At 57.4% G+C, this 17,506-nt stretch carries 19 protein-coding genes; 18 read left to right on the top strand and 1 reads right to left on the bottom strand.

Translation table 11 applies throughout. The features are described from left to right. Nucleotides 1-16: 16 nt before the first annotated feature. The 7 genes from MHM86_RS14065 (at nucleotide 17) to MHM86_RS14095 (ending at nucleotide 5,917) form a co-directional block, all read left to right on the top strand. The gene (locus tag MHM86_RS14065; RefSeq protein ID WP_239200677.1) at nucleotides 17-241 is read left to right on the top strand and encodes a hypothetical protein; all 225 of its coding nucleotides are present in this window, start codon (nucleotides 17-19) and stop codon (nucleotides 239-241) included. Between the two features lie 173 nt (nucleotides 242-414). Then, the gene (gene rpmI / locus MHM86_RS14070) at nucleotides 415-615 is read left to right on the top strand and encodes a 50S ribosomal protein L35 (protein WP_058317667.1); all 201 of its coding nucleotides are present in this window, start codon (nucleotides 415-417) and stop codon (nucleotides 613-615) included. 16 nt (nucleotides 616-631) lie between these two features. Beyond that, a complete protein-coding gene (gene rplT, locus MHM86_RS14075; protein WP_239200679.1) occupies nucleotides 632-994 on the top strand; it encodes a 50S ribosomal protein L20 in 363 nt (120 codons plus the stop codon). 293 nt (nucleotides 995-1,287) lie between these two features. Next, nucleotides 1,288-2,361 (top strand): phenylalanine--tRNA ligase subunit alpha, encoded by a 1,074-nt coding sequence (gene pheS, locus MHM86_RS14080; protein WP_239200681.1) that lies wholly within the window; start codon nucleotides 1,288-1,290, stop codon nucleotides 2,359-2,361. Continuing rightward, a complete protein-coding gene (locus MHM86_RS14085; protein WP_239200682.1) occupies nucleotides 2,358-2,729 on the top strand; it encodes a DUF2513 domain-containing protein in 372 nt (123 codons plus the stop codon). Before pheS ends, MHM86_RS14085 begins: the two co-directional genes overlap by 4 nt. A gap of 185 nt (nucleotides 2,730-2,914) precedes the next feature. After that, nucleotides 2,915-5,314 carry a phenylalanine--tRNA ligase subunit beta gene (gene pheT / locus MHM86_RS14090; RefSeq protein ID WP_239200683.1) on the top strand — a complete coding sequence of 800 codons (2,400 nt, stop codon included), beginning with the start codon at nucleotides 2,915-2,917 and terminating at the stop codon, nucleotides 5,312-5,314. 171 nt (nucleotides 5,315-5,485) lie between these two features. Beyond that, nucleotides 5,486-5,917: a hypothetical protein gene (locus tag MHM86_RS14095; RefSeq protein WP_239200684.1), complete on the top strand. Its 432-nt coding sequence runs from the start codon at nucleotides 5,486-5,488 to the stop codon at nucleotides 5,915-5,917. Between the two features lie 20 nt (nucleotides 5,918-5,937). Here the strand turns inward: MHM86_RS14095 and MHM86_RS14100 are convergent, their stop codons facing one another. After that, nucleotides 5,938-6,837: a LysR family transcriptional regulator gene (locus tag MHM86_RS14100; RefSeq protein ID WP_239200685.1), complete on the bottom strand. Its 900-nt coding sequence runs from the start codon at nucleotides 6,835-6,837 to the stop codon at nucleotides 5,938-5,940. A 140-nt stretch (nucleotides 6,838-6,977) separates the two neighbouring features. Here MHM86_RS14100 and MHM86_RS14105 point away from each other — a divergent pair, with 140 nt between their 5' ends. The 11 genes from MHM86_RS14105 to rpoB all read left to right on the top strand — a co-directional run bounded on the left by MHM86_RS14105 (nucleotide 6,978) and on the right by rpoB (nucleotide 17,475). After that, nucleotides 6,978-7,628 carry a class I SAM-dependent methyltransferase gene (locus MHM86_RS14105; RefSeq protein WP_239200686.1) on the top strand — a complete coding sequence of 217 codons (651 nt, stop codon included), beginning with the start codon at nucleotides 6,978-6,980 and terminating at the stop codon, nucleotides 7,626-7,628. An 82-nt stretch (nucleotides 7,629-7,710) separates the two neighbouring features. Beyond that, entirely contained in the window at nucleotides 7,711-8,160 is a 450-nt protein-coding gene (locus MHM86_RS14110; RefSeq protein ID WP_239200687.1) for a YtoQ family protein, read from the top strand. Nucleotides 8,161-8,251: 91 nt separating this feature from the next. After that, entirely contained in the window at nucleotides 8,252-8,449 is a 198-nt protein-coding gene (gene secE, locus MHM86_RS14115) for a preprotein translocase subunit SecE (RefSeq protein ID WP_239200688.1), read from the top strand. 226 nt (nucleotides 8,450-8,675) lie between these two features. Further along, nucleotides 8,676-9,209 (top strand): transcription termination/antitermination protein NusG, encoded by a 534-nt coding sequence (nusG, locus tag MHM86_RS14120; protein WP_239200689.1) that lies wholly within the window; start codon nucleotides 8,676-8,678, stop codon nucleotides 9,207-9,209. A 253-nt stretch (nucleotides 9,210-9,462) separates the two neighbouring features. Next, nucleotides 9,463-9,888: a 50S ribosomal protein L11 gene (gene rplK / locus MHM86_RS14125; protein WP_058317656.1), complete on the top strand. Its 426-nt coding sequence runs from the start codon at nucleotides 9,463-9,465 to the stop codon at nucleotides 9,886-9,888. Nucleotide 9,889: 1 nt separating this feature from the next. Continuing rightward, the gene (rplA, locus tag MHM86_RS14130; RefSeq protein ID WP_239200691.1) at nucleotides 9,890-10,588 is read left to right on the top strand and encodes a 50S ribosomal protein L1; all 699 of its coding nucleotides are present in this window, start codon (nucleotides 9,890-9,892) and stop codon (nucleotides 10,586-10,588) included. A 182-nt stretch (nucleotides 10,589-10,770) separates the two neighbouring features. Next, the gene (locus MHM86_RS14135; RefSeq protein WP_239200692.1) at nucleotides 10,771-11,109 is read left to right on the top strand and encodes a hypothetical protein; all 339 of its coding nucleotides are present in this window, start codon (nucleotides 10,771-10,773) and stop codon (nucleotides 11,107-11,109) included. Further along, entirely contained in the window at nucleotides 11,106-11,561 is a 456-nt protein-coding gene (tagD, locus tag MHM86_RS14140) for a glycerol-3-phosphate cytidylyltransferase (RefSeq protein ID WP_370644158.1), read from the top strand. The genes MHM86_RS14135 and tagD overlap by 4 nt, the downstream gene beginning before the upstream one ends. 326 nt (nucleotides 11,562-11,887) lie before the next feature. Next, the gene (rplJ, locus tag MHM86_RS14145; RefSeq protein WP_058245467.1) at nucleotides 11,888-12,406 is read left to right on the top strand and encodes a 50S ribosomal protein L10; all 519 of its coding nucleotides are present in this window, start codon (nucleotides 11,888-11,890) and stop codon (nucleotides 12,404-12,406) included. A 69-nt stretch (nucleotides 12,407-12,475) separates the two neighbouring features. Next, nucleotides 12,476-12,850 (top strand): 50S ribosomal protein L7/L12, encoded by a 375-nt coding sequence (rplL, locus tag MHM86_RS14150; RefSeq protein WP_058317651.1) that lies wholly within the window; start codon nucleotides 12,476-12,478, stop codon nucleotides 12,848-12,850. Nucleotides 12,851-13,335: 485 nt separating this feature from the next. Next, nucleotides 13,336-17,475: a DNA-directed RNA polymerase subunit beta gene (rpoB, locus tag MHM86_RS14155; protein ID WP_239200693.1), complete on the top strand. Its 4,140-nt coding sequence runs from the start codon at nucleotides 13,336-13,338 to the stop codon at nucleotides 17,473-17,475. Nucleotides 17,476-17,506 lie beyond the last annotated feature (31 nt).

A 17,506-nucleotide genomic window follows, 5' to 3' on the forward strand; every position in this document is an offset into this window, starting at 1 on the left:
AGTGAAAGGGCAGGCAATGCAGGCTGATCTGATCATGGTGATCGGTATGACGATCATGTTTTTCGCAATCCCTGCCTTTGTCTACGCCTGGAGTGAGGGTGATGCGCCACGCACGCCCGCTCTGAGCATGCTGATTGGTTTTGCGCTCAGCTTTTATGCGACCACGGTGAAGCCCGGTGGCTATGACCTGTTAGACATTCCGCTGGCCTTTATCACGGTGGCGGGTGGTTTCCTGAACTAGCGCGCCTCTCACATGCGCGGCAGGCCTTGTTTTCTTGGGTATGCCTTGCAGCAGGGGCTGCGTTTTCCCTCTTGCCAGATGACCGAATCCCCCCTAAAGAAGCCTCCTGTCTGCGCGGCCGGCTATATGGCATGCCGAGTCGCGTGTAATCGTACAAAGACTAGGAGACGAAAATGCCTAAGATGAAGACCAAGTCGAGCGCTAAAAAGCGCTTCAAGGTGACTGCGACCGGTAAAGTGATCGCAGGTCAAGCCGGCAAACGCCACGGCATGATCAAACGCACCAAGAAATTCATCCGCGACGCCCGCGGCACCACCACGCTGTCGGCTCCCGACGCCAAAACCGTCAAGGGCTACATGCCCTACGACCGCTAAGTAGAGGAGAGCTGATATGTCCCGCGTTAAAGGTGGTACCACGACTCACGCCCGCCACAAGAAGGTCATTAAGGCAGCAAAAGGCTATTACGGCCGCCGCAAGAACACCTTCAAGGTCGCCCGTCAGGCCGTTGACAAGGCGAACCAGTACGCAACCCGCGACCGCAAGAACCGCAAGCGGAATTTCCGCTCGCTGTGGATCCAGCGTATCAACGCTGCCGTCCGCTCGCATGACGAAGCGCTGACCTACTCGCGCTTCATCAATGGTCTGGGCCTGGCTGGCATCGAAGTTGACCGTAAAGTACTGGCCGATCTGGCCGTACATGAGCCCGAAGCGTTCGGCGCAATCGTCGAAAAAGCAAAGGCCGCTCTGGCGTAAGCCTGAGATTATGGTTTGAAAAGAAAGGCGGTGCCGCAAGGCGCCGCCTTTTTTGTTTTGAATTTCCTATGATCACTGCCCGTCCAGCAGGCACTGTTGGGCCGCGTCACGCCAAAGGCGTGCCTCCGGCACGAGCCGCCCCCTCGGAGCGGCGCTGGGCTCAGGTGTTAATCTTGGTGTGAACGTTAGTTTTGCGGTTCCCGCGTGTGGCAGGACATAGACATTCTTGGCCCAACACTTGCGTTTTATGGCTCTTCTCGCTAGCAGAACCTTAACGGAATTGGAGGGGTCGGATGGACGATCTGAAACAGAAATACCTTAGCGCCATTGCGGATGCTGGCGATGAGGCAACGCTGGAAGACCTGCGACTGCAGGCAGTGGGCAAAAAGGGCGAGGTGTCCCTGAAAATGCGTGAGTTGGGCAAAATGACGCCCGAGGAACGTCAGGTGGCTGGCCCCGCGCTGAACGCGCTGAAAGATGAGATCAACGCGGCCCTCGCGGCGAAGAAATCCGCGCTGGCTGACGCCGCGCTGGACGAACGCCTGCGCACCGAATGGCTGGACGTGACCCTGCCCGGTCGCAACGAACGTCGTGGCTCCATCCACCCGATTTCGCAGGTCAGCGAAGAGATTGCTGCGATCTTTGCCAACCTTGGTTTTGCGGTGGCCGAAGGCCCGCAGATCGAAACAGACTGGTACAATTTCGACAGCCTCAACATCCCACCGCACCACCCCGCGCGGCAGGAGTTTGACACTTTCTACATGAACCGTGCCGAAGGCGATGACCGCCCGCCGCATGTGCTGCGCACCCACACCTCGCCGGTACAAACCCGCGCGATGGAAAAGCAGGGCGCCCCGATCCGCGTGATTGCGCCGGGCCGCGTGTACCGTTCCGACTATGATCAGACCCACACGCCGATGTTCCATCAGGTTGAAGGTCTGTGTATCGACAAAGATGTGTCGATGGCGAACCTCAAGTGGGTTCTGGAAGAGTTCTTTGCCGCCTTCTTTGAGATTGACGGCATCAAAACCCGCTTCCGTGCCTCACACTTCCCGTTCACTGAGCCGTCGGCAGAGGTGGATATTCAGTGTTCCTGGGTCGATGGCCAGCTGAAAATCGGTGAAGGCGACGACTGGATGGAGGTTCTGGGCTCTGGCATGGTGCACCCGAAGGTTCTGGAAGCCGCCGGTGTGAACCCCGATGAATGGCAGGGCTTTGCCTTTGGCATGGGGATCGACCGTCTGGCGATGCTGAAATACGGTATCCCTGACCTGCGCGCCTTCTTTGACAGCGACCTGCGCTGGCTGCGCCATTATGGCTTTGCCTCGCTGGACGTGCCGACCCTGCATGGCGGGCTGTCGCGGTGAAGCTGGAGGGCCATAAATTCAAAGCACTTTTGATTCATATCGAAAGTGCTGATGATTATGGTGCTAGTTTTGATGACCGTGATGAGGGAGCTTCGTTCCCTTATTCTGAGGTTCGGGAGGGCCTACGTCTACTTCGTCAGAGGGATCTCATATCAGGTCGGTTTACGAAGGATGGAGCGTTGGCGGTCAAGTTGACGCTTGATGGGCATGACTACCTTGCAGATATGAGGTCGGATGAGCTTCTGAGTAAATTCGTGAGATGGCTTGGTCGGCAGACCGACAAGGTGTTTTCTTCTGTCGTTCTTCCGGTAATCGCAGCAGTTTTGACGGTTATTGTCATGAACTACTTGGGTTTGGCAGGTAAATAAGCCGGAACTCAAAACGCATATAGCCCGGCCGATAGGCCGGGCAGCGCCCGACCCGCCCCCATGGGCGGGCGCTTCACGCCCACCCCGGGACGGGCGCTGCCCTTTGGGCAAAGTTCTGGAAGAGATGCTGGCGGCAATTTGTATTGCCGCAACTGATGAAACTATTGCCAAAAGGGCGCTGAGACATGAAATTCACCCTCTCCTGGCTGAAAGAGCACCTGGACACCCAGGCAAGCCTTGATGACATCCTCTACGCGCTGACCGATCTGGGTCTGGAAGTCGAAGAGGTCACCGATCCGGCGGCGACTTTGCAGGGTTTCACCCTTGCCAAGATCGAAGCGGCCGAAAAACACCCCGACGCCGACAAGCTGCGCGTTTGTAAGGTGGCGACCGACGAAGGCGAAAAACAGATCGTCTGCGGTGCCCCTAACGCCCGTGCGGGTATCACCGTGGTGCTGTGCAAGCCGGGCATGTACATCCCCGGTCTGGATATCACCATCAAAGTCGGCAACATCCGCGGTGTTGAAAGCCACGGCATGATGGCCTCCATGCGTGAGCTGGAACTGGGCGACGATCACGACGGCATCATCGAACTGCCCTCCGGTGAGGTTGGCGATCACTTCGCTGACTGGCTGGCCGCGAATATGCCGGAAAAGGTCGATCCAGTGATCGAGATTGCCATCACCCCGAACCGCCCCGATGCACTGGGCGTGCGCGGTATCGCGCTGGATCTGGCGGCCCGTGGTCTGGGTCAGATGAAACCGGCCAAGACCGCATCCGTTGCCGGCAGCTTCACCTCCACCATCAACATCACCATTGACGAAGACACCCGTGAAGGTGGCTGTGAGGTCTTTGCCGGGCGTCTGATCAAAGGCGTGAAAAACGGCCCCTCCCCAGCATGGCTGCAGCAGCGCCTGACCGCGATTGGCCTGCGTCCGATCTCGGCCCTTGTGGATATCACCAACTTCTTCACCTATGACCGCAACCGCCCGCTGCATGTCTTTGACGCGGATAAGGTCAAGGGCGACCTGCGTGTGCACCGCACTGTAGGCGGTGAAACTATGCTGGGACTGGATGAGAAGGACTATACCTTCCCCGCCGGTTGCGTTGTGATCTCTGATGGCAACGGTGTGGAATCCATTGGTGGCATCATGGGCGGTGAGGTGTCTGGCTGTACCGAGGACACCGTGAATGTCTTCCTCGAAGCCGCTGTTTGGGACACCATTCAGATCGCCAAAACTGGCCGCGCGCTGAAGATCAATACCGATGCGCGCTACCGCAACGAACGCGGCATTGATCCCGCCTACAACATGCAGGCGATGGAAGATGCGACGCAGATGATCATCGACCTTTGCGGTGGTGAAGCGTCTGAGGTTGTGGTTGCCGGTGAGGTGCCCGATGTGTCGCGCGCATACAAACTGGACACGGACCGTGTGCAGTCGCTCGTTGGCATGGAAATCCCCGCCGACACTCAGCGCGACACCCTGACCAAACTGGGTTTCGTGATGGACGGCGACATGGCCCATGTACCCAGCTGGCGTCCGGACGTGCAGGGTTCTGCCGATCTGGTGGAAGAGGTGGCGCGCGTTGCCTCGCTGACGAAATTGCAGCCGATCCCGTTGGCGCGCCCGTCGGCTGGTGTGCCGCGCCCGACGCAATCGCCGATCCAGCGCCGCGAACAGATCGCCCGCCGCACCACGGCCGCACTCGGCTACAACGAATGTGTGACCTACAGCTTCATCGACCGTAAATCGGCGGAGCTGTTCGGTGGTGGCGCCGATGCAACCATGCTGGACAACCCGATTTCATCAGAGATGAGCCATATGCGCCCCGCGCTGCTTCCGGGTCTGTTGCAAGCTGCAGCCCGTAATCAGGCGCGTGGGTTCAACGACATGGCGCTGTTTGAATGCGGACCCGCCTTCCACGGTGGCGAGCCGGGTGAACAGCATCTGCTGGTCACCGGCCTGCTGATCGGTCAGACGGGTCCGAAGGATGTGCATGGTGCGTCGCGCCCTGTAGATGTCTATGACGCCAAGGCGGATGCTGAGGCGGTGCTGGCCGCCATCGGCGCGCCGGCCAAGGTGCAGATCCTGCGCGGGGTGCAGGGTTGGTGGCATCCGGGTCGTTCGGGCAAGATCTGTCTGGGTCCGAAAAAGGTGCTGGGCATCTTTGGCGAACTGCACCCGAAAACCCTGCAGGAAATGGGTGTCAAAGGGCCGGCTGTGGCCTTCACCCTGTTCCCTGAGGAAATCCCGCAACCGAAGAAGAAAACCGCAACCCGCGCCGCGCTGGACATCAGCGATCTGCAAGCGGTGGAGCGTGACTTTGCCTTCGTTGTGGATGCCGAGGTTGAGGCGCTGACGCTGGTCAACGCCGCCGCCGGTGCCGACAAGGCGCTGATCGAGGATGTGCGCGTCTTTGACCAGTTCATCGGCGGGTCCTTGGGGGAGGGGAAGAAATCCATCGCCATCACCGTGCGCCTGCAGCCGAAAGACAAAACGCTGAAGGAAAAAGACATCGAAGCGGTCGCCGCCAAGATCGTCGAAAAAGTCAGTAAAGCCACCGGCGGCACCCTGCGGGGCTAAGCTGATCTGAGAGATGTAAAGAAGGCCCGGCGTTTTGCTGGGCCTTTTTTGTAGTTGAGGGGGCTGGCCAGCTTCTATCAATGAGGGGGGCGCAGATTTAGATTGATCTTGTACTATCGCGCTTAAGATGTGAGTGGTCTGGTGATTTTTTCCTTTGGATGTTAGACAAAGATGTATCAATCAAAGTTGGAAATTCTACTTCTGGGCCTGCCGGTTGAGGCAGTTTTGGCCGTTGGGTTTATTGTGATCGTGATCTTATGTTTTTGGTCGATCACTCGAACCCAGCGTGTTTTTCCGTTCCAACAGCTTGTCGTGATTTGGGGGCTTTCGGTCCTGTCATGCTTCGCTGGTCCTTACCTGATCAAAGCTTATGCTTTTGCAAGACTCACAGATGCAGATAATTTATTTATGCTGCCAGCAGCTGAGGTTGGCCCCTCATACGCTGTATTGGCAGGTGCCTTTCAGCGGTGGTCGGATATGCAGTTGGCGCATCTCACTGGGTCTATTTTTGTCTTGTCTTTGCTTATCGTCTGCGTCGCATACCTGTCGGCGCTTGTGCTGCGTGGATTGTATCGGCTGATCCCCGCAAAAGAGGAGGTTTAGGCGCGGTCAGTGTGCGCCAGTTACCTCGCCTTCTTCTTCCCCAAATGCTCCGCCAACACATCAAACACCAGCCGGATCTTTGGGCTGGTGTGCAATTCCCTATGGGTGGTCAGCCAGATCGGCACTTTGATCGGGTCCAGTTGCGGGAGGACTTGCTCGACCCCCGGTGTGACGCGGCCCACCTCGGCCATCATGGCGGCGATGCCGAACCCCTGACGCAGCAGTTCCCACGCCACGACGCCGTTTTCTGATCCCATGAGGAAATGCTTCTCGGTCACGGGGAAGCCGAGGGGTTTGTAGAACCCCACCATGTTTGCCGGTGTGCTGAAATTCAGGAACTCATGATCTGCCAGATCCTCAACGCTGTTTGGGCGGCCTTTATGGTCCAGATAGCGGGTGGCGGCGTAGAAATGGGCGTCGGTTTCATTGACCAGTCGCGCGATCAGGTCGGGCTGGTCAGGGCGCACATGGCGAATGGCAATGTCTGCCTCTCGCCGCATCAGATCGCGCAGGTCGTTGGCGGCGACGATCTCAATCTCCAACTGCGGGGCGCGGTTGCGTAGGTCCTCTAGGATCGGGGGCAGCAGGTAGGCGGAAAACACCTCGCTCGCGGTGATGCGCACCAGCCCTTCGATGGTTTTGGATTGACCTGTGGCCACCAGCGATACCTGATCAGCAGCGCGTTGCATCGCCTGCACATGCTGCAGCAGTTCTGTGCCTGCGGTGGTCAGTTGCAGATTGCGGCCGACCCGCTCAAACAGCATCAGCTTCAGCTCTTCCTCAAGTGTGCTGACCTGACGGCCCAGCGTTGGCTGCGTCAGCCCAAGGCGGCGGGCGGCGGCGGACAGCGATCCCTCCTCTGCTGTGGCGAGGAAGGCGCGCATGTGGTTCCAGTCAAAATCAGTGCTGTTGGCGGGCATGAATGTGCTCCGATCGGTGCGAATGATATGTTGTGAACTATACGTTTTTGTATGGATATACTGCAAATTTCGGCAATTTATATCGCATTTTTGTATGGGTATCTTCATCATGGCAAGACCATGACAGAAAGGGCCGGACCATGACGGCACAACAGACTGCCCGATTTTGGGACAAGATCGCAGACGGCTATGCCAAGTCCGACATCGCGGATATGGCGGCCTATGAATATACGCTGGACCGCTCGTCCTCTTATATTCGCGCAGAGGATGAGGTGTTGGAACTGGGCTGTGGCACCGGCATGACTGCGGTGCGGCTGGCGCCTCATGCTGGGCATTTTATCGGTTCGGATGTGTCGGAAGGGATGCTGTCCCATTGCCGTATGCGCGCGGCGGAGGCAGGGTTGGATAACCTCAGTTTCACGCAGGCGATGGTGGGAGATCAGACCTTTGAGGGGCGGCAGTTTGATGTGGTGATGGCGCATTCGCTGCTGCACTTGTTGCCGGATCTGGACTTGCGGTTGGACGACATCGCTAAGCTGGTGAAGCCAGGCGGGCTGTTCATCTCTAAAACTGGCTGCCTGGGCGAGGGGCTGTCGCCGAAATCACTGGCGATCCGTGCGGTACTGCCGCTGATGCAGTTGTTGGGCAAGGCACCTTATGTGAATAGCCTGTCCATCGCGAGGCTGGAGGATTTGGTGACCGCAGCAGGGTTCGAGATCATCGAAACAGGCAACGACCCGCATGGCGCCCCGCCGGTGCGCTATCTGGTGGCGCGCCGGATTGGTGGCTAACGTGCCCCCTCATCACGCCTTGCCTCTGGGCAAGCGTCGGCGCGCCCCTTAGATAGGGGCAAAGGAACAAGGAGGCTGCGACATGACACTAAAGGTTTATCTGTCCGGTGAGATTCACACCGACTGGCGTGAACAAATCATTGAGGGCGCGAAGGGGTTGGATATCGACTTTTCCGCGCCGAACACCGATCACGACAGCAGTGATGACTGCGGTGTGGCGATTCTGGGGGCGGAACCGAACAAGTTCTGGCATGATCACAAGGGTGCGAAACTGAATGCCATCCGCACCCGTACTCTGATTGGCGAAGCGGACGTTGTTGTTGTACGCTTTGGCGAAAAATACAAACAGTGGAACGCAGCTTTTGACGCCGGATATGCGGCTGCATTGGGTAAGTCCTTGATTGTGTTGCATCCCACCGAACACCAGCACGCGCTGAAAGAGGTGGATGCTGCCGCCCTAGCTGTGGCCGAAGAGCCTGCACAGGTTGTTGAGATGCTGCGATATGTTCTGGCGGGCGTGTTGCCGCGGTAAGCGGGGCGAGAGGTCTTCAGCGGGCGATGCCCCTTGAATTCGGGCGCAGTTCGGCGTATCTGCGCCCTAGCTTGAGAGAAAAGACAGAAATATGGCACGTACAAATCCGCTACAGTTCATTCAACAAGTCCGCGGCGAAGTGGGCAAGGTTGTCTGGCCGACCCGTCGTGAAGTTCTGCTGACCACCGTTATGGTGTTCATCATGGCGACCGTCACCGCGTTGTTCTTTGCGCTTGTGGATCTGGCGATCAAAGGCGGCCTGAGCGGCATCCTGTCGATCTTCGGCTGATCTGAACTGTCGTGTCGGCCTGTCTTGATGCGCCTTTTCTCTTGAAATCCTACCTGCTGCGGCGTAGGTGAAAATCCTAACCGGTTAGGGCGTGCGGCGATTCGAGTTGCACGCCGTATTTTTGTTCCGGAAAGGTGTGGTATGATCCACACCGTCAGTTTTAATTTCGACCCGCCGGTCAGGGATCAAACCTCCTACGCGGGTCATAGGTGCGGAGACACAGAAGATGGCGAAGCGTTGGTATTCGGTGAGCGTTCTCTCAAACTTCGAGAAGAAAGTGGCCGAACAGATCCGCACCTCGGCGGAAGAAAACGGTCTGGAAGATGAGATCGTAGAGGTGCTGGTGCCGACCGAAGAGGTCATTGAGGTGCGCCGCGGTAAAAAGGTCACCACAGAACGCCGCTTCATGCCCGGTTACGTTTTGGTGCGCATGGAAATGAGCGATCGTGGTTATCATCTGGTTTCGACCATCAACCGCGTGACCGGTTTCCTCGGCCCGCAGGGGCGTCCGATGCCGATGCGCGACGCTGAGGTGAACCAGATCCTCAACCGCGTTCAGGAAGGCGAAGAGCAGCCGCGCACTCTGATCCGCTTCGAGGTTGGTGAAAAGGTCAAAGTAAACGACGGCCCGTTCGAAGATTTCGACGGCATGATCGAAGAAGTGGACGACGAAGCGCAGAAGTTGAAGGTTTCGGTTTCGATCTTCGGTCGCGAAACCCCGGTGGAGCTGGACTTCACTCAGGTGACGAAACAGGGCTAAGGCCGGCTGTTTTTGACAGGTATTGGAAAAGGGGCGGTGCATCGGTGCTGCCCCCTTTTTTATTGGCGGATTTTGCGCTGAAACGCGGGCAACGCAGCTTGCAATCTGAACGGAACAGGTCTATCAGCGCGGCTTATCGCCGTGTATCGCGGCGAATCCCTCGTGGGAGGTGCGTCCATCGCGATGGTCCGACCCAACCACGGCAACGTAGGCTGCGGGACGCGTCCCACAGCTGTTTGATAAGGAAAAGACAATGGCTAAGAAGCTCGTCGGCACCCTGAAACTGCAGGTGCCTGCTGGTCAAGCTAACCCGTCCCCGCCGGTAGGTCCGGCACTGGGTCAGCGCGGCATCAACATCATGGAATTCTGTAAAGCGTTCAACGCAAAGACCCAGGAAATGGATCCTGGCGCGCCTTGCCCGACCGTGATCAGCTACTATCAGGACAAGTCCTTCACCATGGACATCAAGACGCCGCCTGCGTCTTACTACCTGAAAAAAGCTGCCAAGCTGAAATCCGGCGCCAACAACCCCGGTCGTGAGACCGTAGGTTCGGTAACCGTGGCTCAGGTGAAAGAAATCGCCGAAGCCAAGATGAAAGATCTGAACGCCAACGACATCGACGCGGCAATGCAGATCATCCTGGGCTCCGCCCGCTCCATGGGCATCGAGGTGAAGTAAGATGGCAAAGCTGGGAAAACGTACCGCCGCTGCGCGTGAAGCCTTCGCTGGCAAATCCGACCTGACCGTTGAAGAAGCTGTTGCACTGGTTAAATCCAACGCAAACGCCAAATTCGACGAGACCGTTGAAATCGCCGTTAACCTGGGTGTTGACCCCCGTCACGCAGACCAGATGGTTCGTGGCGTTGTTGGCCTGCCCAACGGCACCGGTAAATCCGTTCGCGTCGCTGTTTTCGCACGTGGTCCGAAAGCTGAAGAAGCTCAGGCCGCTGGCGCAGACATCGTTGGCGCCGAAGACCTGATGGAAACCATTCAGGGCGGCACCATCGAATTTGATCGCTGCATTGCAACCCCGGACATGATGCCGGTTGTGGGTCGTCTGGGTAAAATCCTGGGCCCGCGCAACCTGATGCCGAACCCCAAGGTTGGCACCGTGACCATGGACGTGAAAGCGGCCGTGGAAGCAGCCAAAGGCGGCGAAGTACAGTTCAAGGTCGAGAAGGCCGGTGTTGTACATGCAGGCGTCGGCAAAGCATCCTTCGACGAAGCCAAGCTGGTGGAAAACATCCGTGCCTTCGTTGAAGCGGTTCAGAAAGCCAAACCCGCAGGCGCCAAAGGCGCCTACATGAAGAAGATCGCAATCTCTTCGACCATGGGTCCGGGCGTTTCGCTGAACATCGACAGCGCGAACAGCAACTGATCTTTCTGATCGGACTGAAATTTAGGGGGCGTGCCTAACGGCGCGCCCTTTTTGTTTGTTGCATAGGGGAATGAGCGACTGTTACGTGATATTAGTTTTGAGAATTTGTTATTTTTTCGGTAAGCTTAACCGATTGTGAGGCAGAGTTCTGATACAACAGAACCGAGTGAGAGGTGTCGCAGGTGGATACAGTCGCGCTGCGTGAGCGAGCCAAAGGCCTGAAAAAATGGGATCGTGTCGCCCGGATTGAAGAGATCCGGTTGATGGCTATGGCTGCACTGCATGGGGTAAATGGGGTGATTAGGCAGTTCGATGTGTGGCACAACTGCGCCGATCTGACAGCGGCAGATGTGCTGCCCCTGCATACCTGCGATATTTCCGGACGACCTGCGCCTGCTGAGCCAGAGAAGATGCTGGCCGTGAACTATGATGCCAGCTGGCGTGAGTCTGACCCCTATCTCAAGTTTCCATGGGCGGGTGCTGCCCGGCGTTTTAAAACCTTTCTCGGAGCTGTCACATGAGCGATCAGCGGCAATTGCGCACTATCCTAACTTACGGCACTTTTGATTTGTTCCATTTCGGGCACGTGCGTCTGTTGCAGCGTCTGGCCAAGATGGGAGACCGGTTGATTGTCGCTTGTTCCACCGATGAATTTAATGCGGTCAAGGGCAAGAAAACCGTTGTTCCCTATGAGCATCGCGTCGAAGTGCTGGAGGCGTGCCGTTACGTTGATCAGGTGATCCCGGAATATGACTGGGCGCAGAAACGTGATGATGTGGTGAAATACAACGTTGATGTCTTTGCGATGGGCGATGACTGGGCTGGCAAGTTTGATGAGCTGGCGGATCTGTGTGATGTGGTCTATCTGCCGCGCACCGAAGACATCTCTACCACTGACCTGAAACGCGCGGTGATCCGCACCCAAAACGCGCGCGCATTGGGGTTGCCAGACACCTTCAGCTTCGCCGACTGACCTGCCGCTTGCGCGCCGTTGCCGCTGGTTTGACACGCTGTCGCGACGCGTCTGCTTTAGCCCCTTGCGCCGCAGGGGCTTTGCCACTAAACCGCACTCACGCTGATAGCGCGCGATTCGTCGTGCGCCTCGTGCGTTTCGTCCAAGACGGTGGGTGACCTCAATACTGAGGTCTTAATTTCCCTCCTGAGACGGGAAAACGACAAAGATTAGCCGAAGGCTTTCCTTCGGGTGATGTTGGCGCAGCCCCGTAAAAAGGACCTGAGTGTCGGACTTTGTTCGGCAGAAAAGAGCCGGGGGGTAACCCCCAAATTTGGAGTGAAACTGTGGATAGAGCACAAAAAGAGAAGTTGGTCGAAGAGCTCGGCCAGATCTTTGACAGCTCTGGCGTTGTGGTCGTAGCCCACTACGCAGGTCTCACGGTTGCTGAGATGCAGGACTTGCGCGCACGCGCACGTGAGGCAGATGCCTCGGTCCGCGTTGCCAAGAACAGGCTCGCCAAGATCGCCCTTGAGGGTAAGCCCTGTGAAAGCATGGGTGAATACCTGACGGGTATGACCGTTCTGACCTACTCGGAAGATCCGGTAGCAGCCGCTAAGGTTGCCGCTGGGTTCGCCAAGGACAACTCGAAATTCGAGATCCTCGGCGGCGCCATGGGTGAGAACGCTCTTGACGTTGCTGGCGTTGAAGCCGTGTCCAAAATGCCGTCCCGCGAGGAGCTTATTGCTACCATCGCAGGCATGCTGGGCGCACCTGCTTCGAACATCGCTGGCGCGATTGGCGCACCTGCCTCGGATATCGCGGGCATTCTGTCTACCATCGAAGACAAGGCAGAAGCCGCGTAAGCAACCTAATGATCTGCGTGGGGCAAAGCTCGCACGTTGGAACACACTTAAACATACGGAAACAGTACAATGGCTGATCTGAAAGCACTTGCAGAAAGCATCGTGGGTCTGACCCTGCTGGAAGCACAAGAACTGAAAACCATCCTGAAGGATGAGTACGGCATCGAGCCCGCAGCTGGCGGCGCAGTTGTCATGGCTGGCCCCGCAGAAGGCGGCGCAGCAGCAGAAGAAAAAACCGAATTTGACGTGATCCTGAAGTCCGCTGGCGACAAAAAGATCAACGTCATCAAAGAAGTCCGCGGCATCACCGGCCTGGGCCTCAAAGAAGCAAAAGAGCTGGTTGAAGCCGGCGGCAAAGCCGTCAAAGAAGGCGTAGACAAAGCTGAAGCAGAAGACATCAAAGCCAAGCTGGAAGCAGCTGGTGCTGAGATCGAACTGAAGTAATTCGGGTCTGACCCAATTGCTGACAGGCGTCCCTCTGGGGCGCCTGTTTTTGTTTGGGGATCAGACGTTTTTTGAGTAACGTGGGTCAGAGCATTTTATTTATATGATATTTGTCAAGTCCAATGGGGTTGTCAGTGTGGGCAATTTTGACTATCCGGAAGCTTCATGCGGTTTCGAGCGATTCGAGGCCGCTTTTTGTCCTATGTGGATTTGGTAGATAAGGCGGCAGGGTATCTAGGCTCAAAACACATACATTTCACAGCAAAATAGGACGGAAACACATCTGACACAGATGAAGCCCCGGCTTGGCAAGCCTCTTCTGGCCGCGACTGCGCGCTGCAAGAGGTTTCCCAAGGCAGGATTTCGGATCGAGAGACCCCGGTGGGACGGCGGTCGAGAATGGATCTGGTCCACGCCGTCACTGACGCGATTTACCGGGGCCCGACGGTAGATTGTGGACGAGATTTCGAAAGGTGACATAGACCATGGCTCAAAGCTTTCTTGGCCAGAAACGTCTTCGTAAATATTACGGCAAAATCCGCGAAGTGCTGGAGATGCCGAACCTGATCGAGGTTCAAAAATCCTCATATGATCTTTTCCTACGCTCCGGTGATGCCGACCTGCCGACTGACGGCGAAGGCATCATGGGCGTGTTCCAGTCGGTTTTCCCGATCAAGGACTTTAACGAAACCTCCATTCTGGAATTCGTGAAGTACGAACTGGAAACCCCGAAATACGATGTCGAAGAGTGCATGCAGCGCGACATGACCTACAGCGCTCCGCTCAAGGTAACCCTGCGCCTGATCGTGTTTGATATCGATGAAGATACCGGCGCGAAGTCGGTGAAGGACATCAAAGAACAGGATGTCTTCATGGGCGATATGCCTTTGATGACGCCGAACGGCACATTCATCGTGAACGGCACCGAGCGCGTGATCGTTTCGCAGATGCACCGTTCGCCGGGCGTGTTCTTTGATCACGACAAAGGCAAGACGCACAGCTCGGGCAAGCTGCTCTTCGCCTGCCGCATCATTCCCTACCGCGGCTCGTGGCTGGACTTTGAATTTGACGCCAAGGATATCGTGTTTGCGCGGATCGACCGTCGTCGTAAGCTGCCTGTGACCACCCTGCTATATGCGCTGGGTCTGGACCAGGAAGGCATCATGGATGCCTATTACGACACTGTTGATTTCAAACTGGAAAAAGGTCAGAAGGGCTGGGTCACCAAGTTCTTCCCCGAGCGTGTGCGCGGCACCCGCCCGACCTATGATCTGGTTGACGCAGCGACCGGCGAAGTTATCGCCGAAGCAGGCAAGAAAGTGACCCCGCGCGCGGTCAAGAAGATCATCGATGAAGGTAAGATCACCGAACTGCTGGTGCCCTTCAACCACATCGTTGGTAAATTTGTCGCCAAGGACATCATCAACGAAGAAACCGGCGCGATCTACGTCGAAGCCGGTGATGAACTGACCCTGGACTACGACAAAGACGGTGAAGTGACCGGTGGCTCCCTGCAGGAACTGCTGGACGCGGGCATCACCGACATTCCGGTTCTGGACATCGACAACGTCAACGTTGGTCCCTACATGCGCAACACTGTGGCGCAGGACAAAAACATGTCCCGCGACACCGCGTTGATGGACATCTACCGCGTTATGCGTCCGGGTGAGCCGCCGACCGTTGAGGCCGCGTCGAACCTGTTCGATACCCTGTTCTTCGACAGCGAGCGTTACGACCTGTCGGCCGTTGGTCGCGTGAAGATGAACATGCGTCTGGCTTTGGATGCCGAAGACACCCAGCGCACCCTGCGCAAAGAAGACATCGTCTCCTGCATCAAAGCGCTGGTTGACCTGCGCGATGGCCGTGGCGACATCGACGATATCGACCACCTCGGTAACCGTCGTGTGCGCTCGGTCGGCGAACTGATGGAAAACCAGTACCGCGTTGGTCTGCTGCGTATGGAACGCGCAATCAAAGAGCGTATGTCCTCGGTCGAGATCGACACTGTGATGCCGCAGGATCTGATCAACGCCAAACCGGCAGCAGCAGCTGTACGTGAATTCTTCGGCTCCTCGCAGCTGTCGCAGTTCATGGACCAAACCAACCCGCTGTCCGAAGTGACCCACAAACGCCGTCTCTCGGCGCTTGGCCCGGGCGGTCTGACCCGCGAACGTGCCGGCTTTGAGGTGCGCGACGTTCACGCAACGCACTACGGTCGTATGTGTCCAATTGAAACGCCGGAAGGTCCAAACATTGGTCTGATCAACTCGCTGGCGACTTTCGCACGTGTGAACAAATACGGTTTCATTGAAACCCCGTACCGCGTCGTGAACGAAGGCATCGTGACCGATGAGGTTCACTACATGTCCGCGACCGAGGAAATGCGCCACACCGTTGCGCAGGCGAACGCCTCGCTCGACGCAGACGGCCGTTTCCAGAATGAACTGGTTTCGACCCGTCAGGCGGGTGACTACACGCTCGCACCGCGCGACAACGTGGATCTGATCGACGTGAGCCCGAAACAGTTGGTTTCGGTCGCGGCATCGCTGATCCCCTTCCTTGAAAACGACGACGCGAACCGCGCACTGATGGGTTCGAACATGCAACGTCAGGCGGTTCCGCTGCTGCGCGCTGAGGCGCCGCTGGTTGGTACCGGTATTGAGGAAGTTGTGGCCCGTGACTCTGGCGCTGCGATCATGGCGAAACGTGCCGGTATCATCGATCAGGTCGATGCCCAGCGTATCGTTATCCGCGCAACCGAGGATCTGGAGCTGGGCGACGCAGGCGTAGACATCTACCGCATGCGCAAATTCCAGCGTTCGAACCAGAACACCTGCATCAACCAGCGTCCGCTGGTGAAAGTAGGTCAGCGTGTCACCAAAGGCGAAGTTGTGGCAGACGGCCCGTCCACCGATATCGGTGAGCTGGCGCTGGGTAAAAACGTGATCGTCGCGTTCATGCCTTGGAACGGCTACAACTACGAAGACTCGATCCTGATTTCCGAACGTATCGCGCGTGACGACGTCTTTACCTCGATCCACATCGAGGAATTCGAAGTTGCCGCCCGTGACACCAAACTGGGTCCGGAAGAGATCACCCGCGACATCCCCAACGTCGGTGAAGAAGCGCTGCGCAACCTCGACGAGGCTGGCATCGTTTACATTGGTGCGGACGTTGAACCGGGCGATATTCTGGTCGGTAAGATCACCCCCAAAGGTGAATCGCCGATGACTCCGGAAGAGAAACTGCTGCGCGCCATCTTTGGTGAAAAAGCATCCGACGTGCGCGACACTTCGCTGCGCGTGAAACCGGGTGACTTTGGTACCGTTGTTGAAGTGCGTGTGTTCAACCGTCACGGCGTAGAGAAGGACGAACGTGCCCTTCAGATCGAGCGTGAAGAGGTTGAGCGTCTGGCCCGTGACCGCGACGACGAGCTGGCGATCCTGGATCGCAACATCTACGCCCGTCTGCGCGATATGCTGATCGGCAAGGTTGCCGTGAAGGGTCCGAAAGGCGTCAAAGCATCCTCCGTCATCTCCGAAGACACGCTGGAAATGCTGACCCGTGGTCAGTGGTGGCAGCTGGCCCTCGAAGAAGAGGGTGACGCGCAGATCGTTGAGGCCCTGCACGAACAGTACGAAGCCCAGAAACGTGCGCTGGACGCCCGTTTTGAGGACAAGGTCGAGAAGGTCCGTCGTGGTGACGACCTGCCGCCGGGTGTGATGAAGATGGTCAAAGTCTTCATCGCGGTGAAGCGTAAGCTGCAGCCGGGCGATAAGATGGCGGGTCGCCACGGGAACAAAGGTGTGATTTCGCGCGTTGTTCCGATGGAAGACATGCCCTTCCTCGCCGACGGTACGCCGGTTGATTTCTGTCTGAACCCGCTGGGTGTGCCTTCGCGTATGAACGTTGGTCAGATCCTTGAAACCCACATGGGTTGGGCCGCACGCGGTCTGGGTCTGAAAATCGACGACGCTCTGCAGGACTACCGCCGCACTGGCGATCTGACCCCCGTACGCGAAGCGATGCAGCACGCCTATGGCGACAACGTCTATCAGGAAGGCCTGGCCGACCTGGACGAAACCGATCTGCTGGAAGCAGCCGGTAACGTGACCCGCGGTGTGCCGATCGCCACCCCGGTCTTCGACGGCGCCAAGGAACTGGACGTGAACGACGCGCTGCTGCGTGCTGGCTTCTCGGAATCGGGTCAGTCGATCCTGTTCGACGGTCGCACCGGTGAACAGTTCGCCCGTCCGGTGACTGTAGGTGTGAAATACCTGCTGAAACTGCACCACCTTGTGGATGACAAAATCCACGCACGTTCGACTGGTCCGTACTCGCTTGTTACGCAGCAGCCGCTGGGTGGTAAGGCGCAGTTCGGTGGTCAGCGTTTCGGTGAGATGGAAGTTTGGGCGCTGGAAGCGTACGGCGCGGCTTACACCCTGCAGGAAATGCTGACTGTGAAGTCGGATGACGTGGCAGGCCGGACCAAGGTCTACGAAAGCATCGTCAAGGGCGAGGATAACTTTGAGGCGGGCATCCCGGAATCGTTCAACGTTCTGGTGAAAGAAGTCCGTGGCCTCGGCCTGAATATGGAACTCCTGGATGCGGAGGAAGAGGAGTAAGGGCCGCGCGCCCTTCTCCCCCATCCCCCCC

Origin of the sequence: Thalassobius sp. Cn5-15 (assembly GCF_022347685.1) — a bacterium.
In the GTDB taxonomy this organism is placed as follows: Bacteria; Pseudomonadota; Alphaproteobacteria; order Rhodobacterales; family Rhodobacteraceae; genus Thalassobius.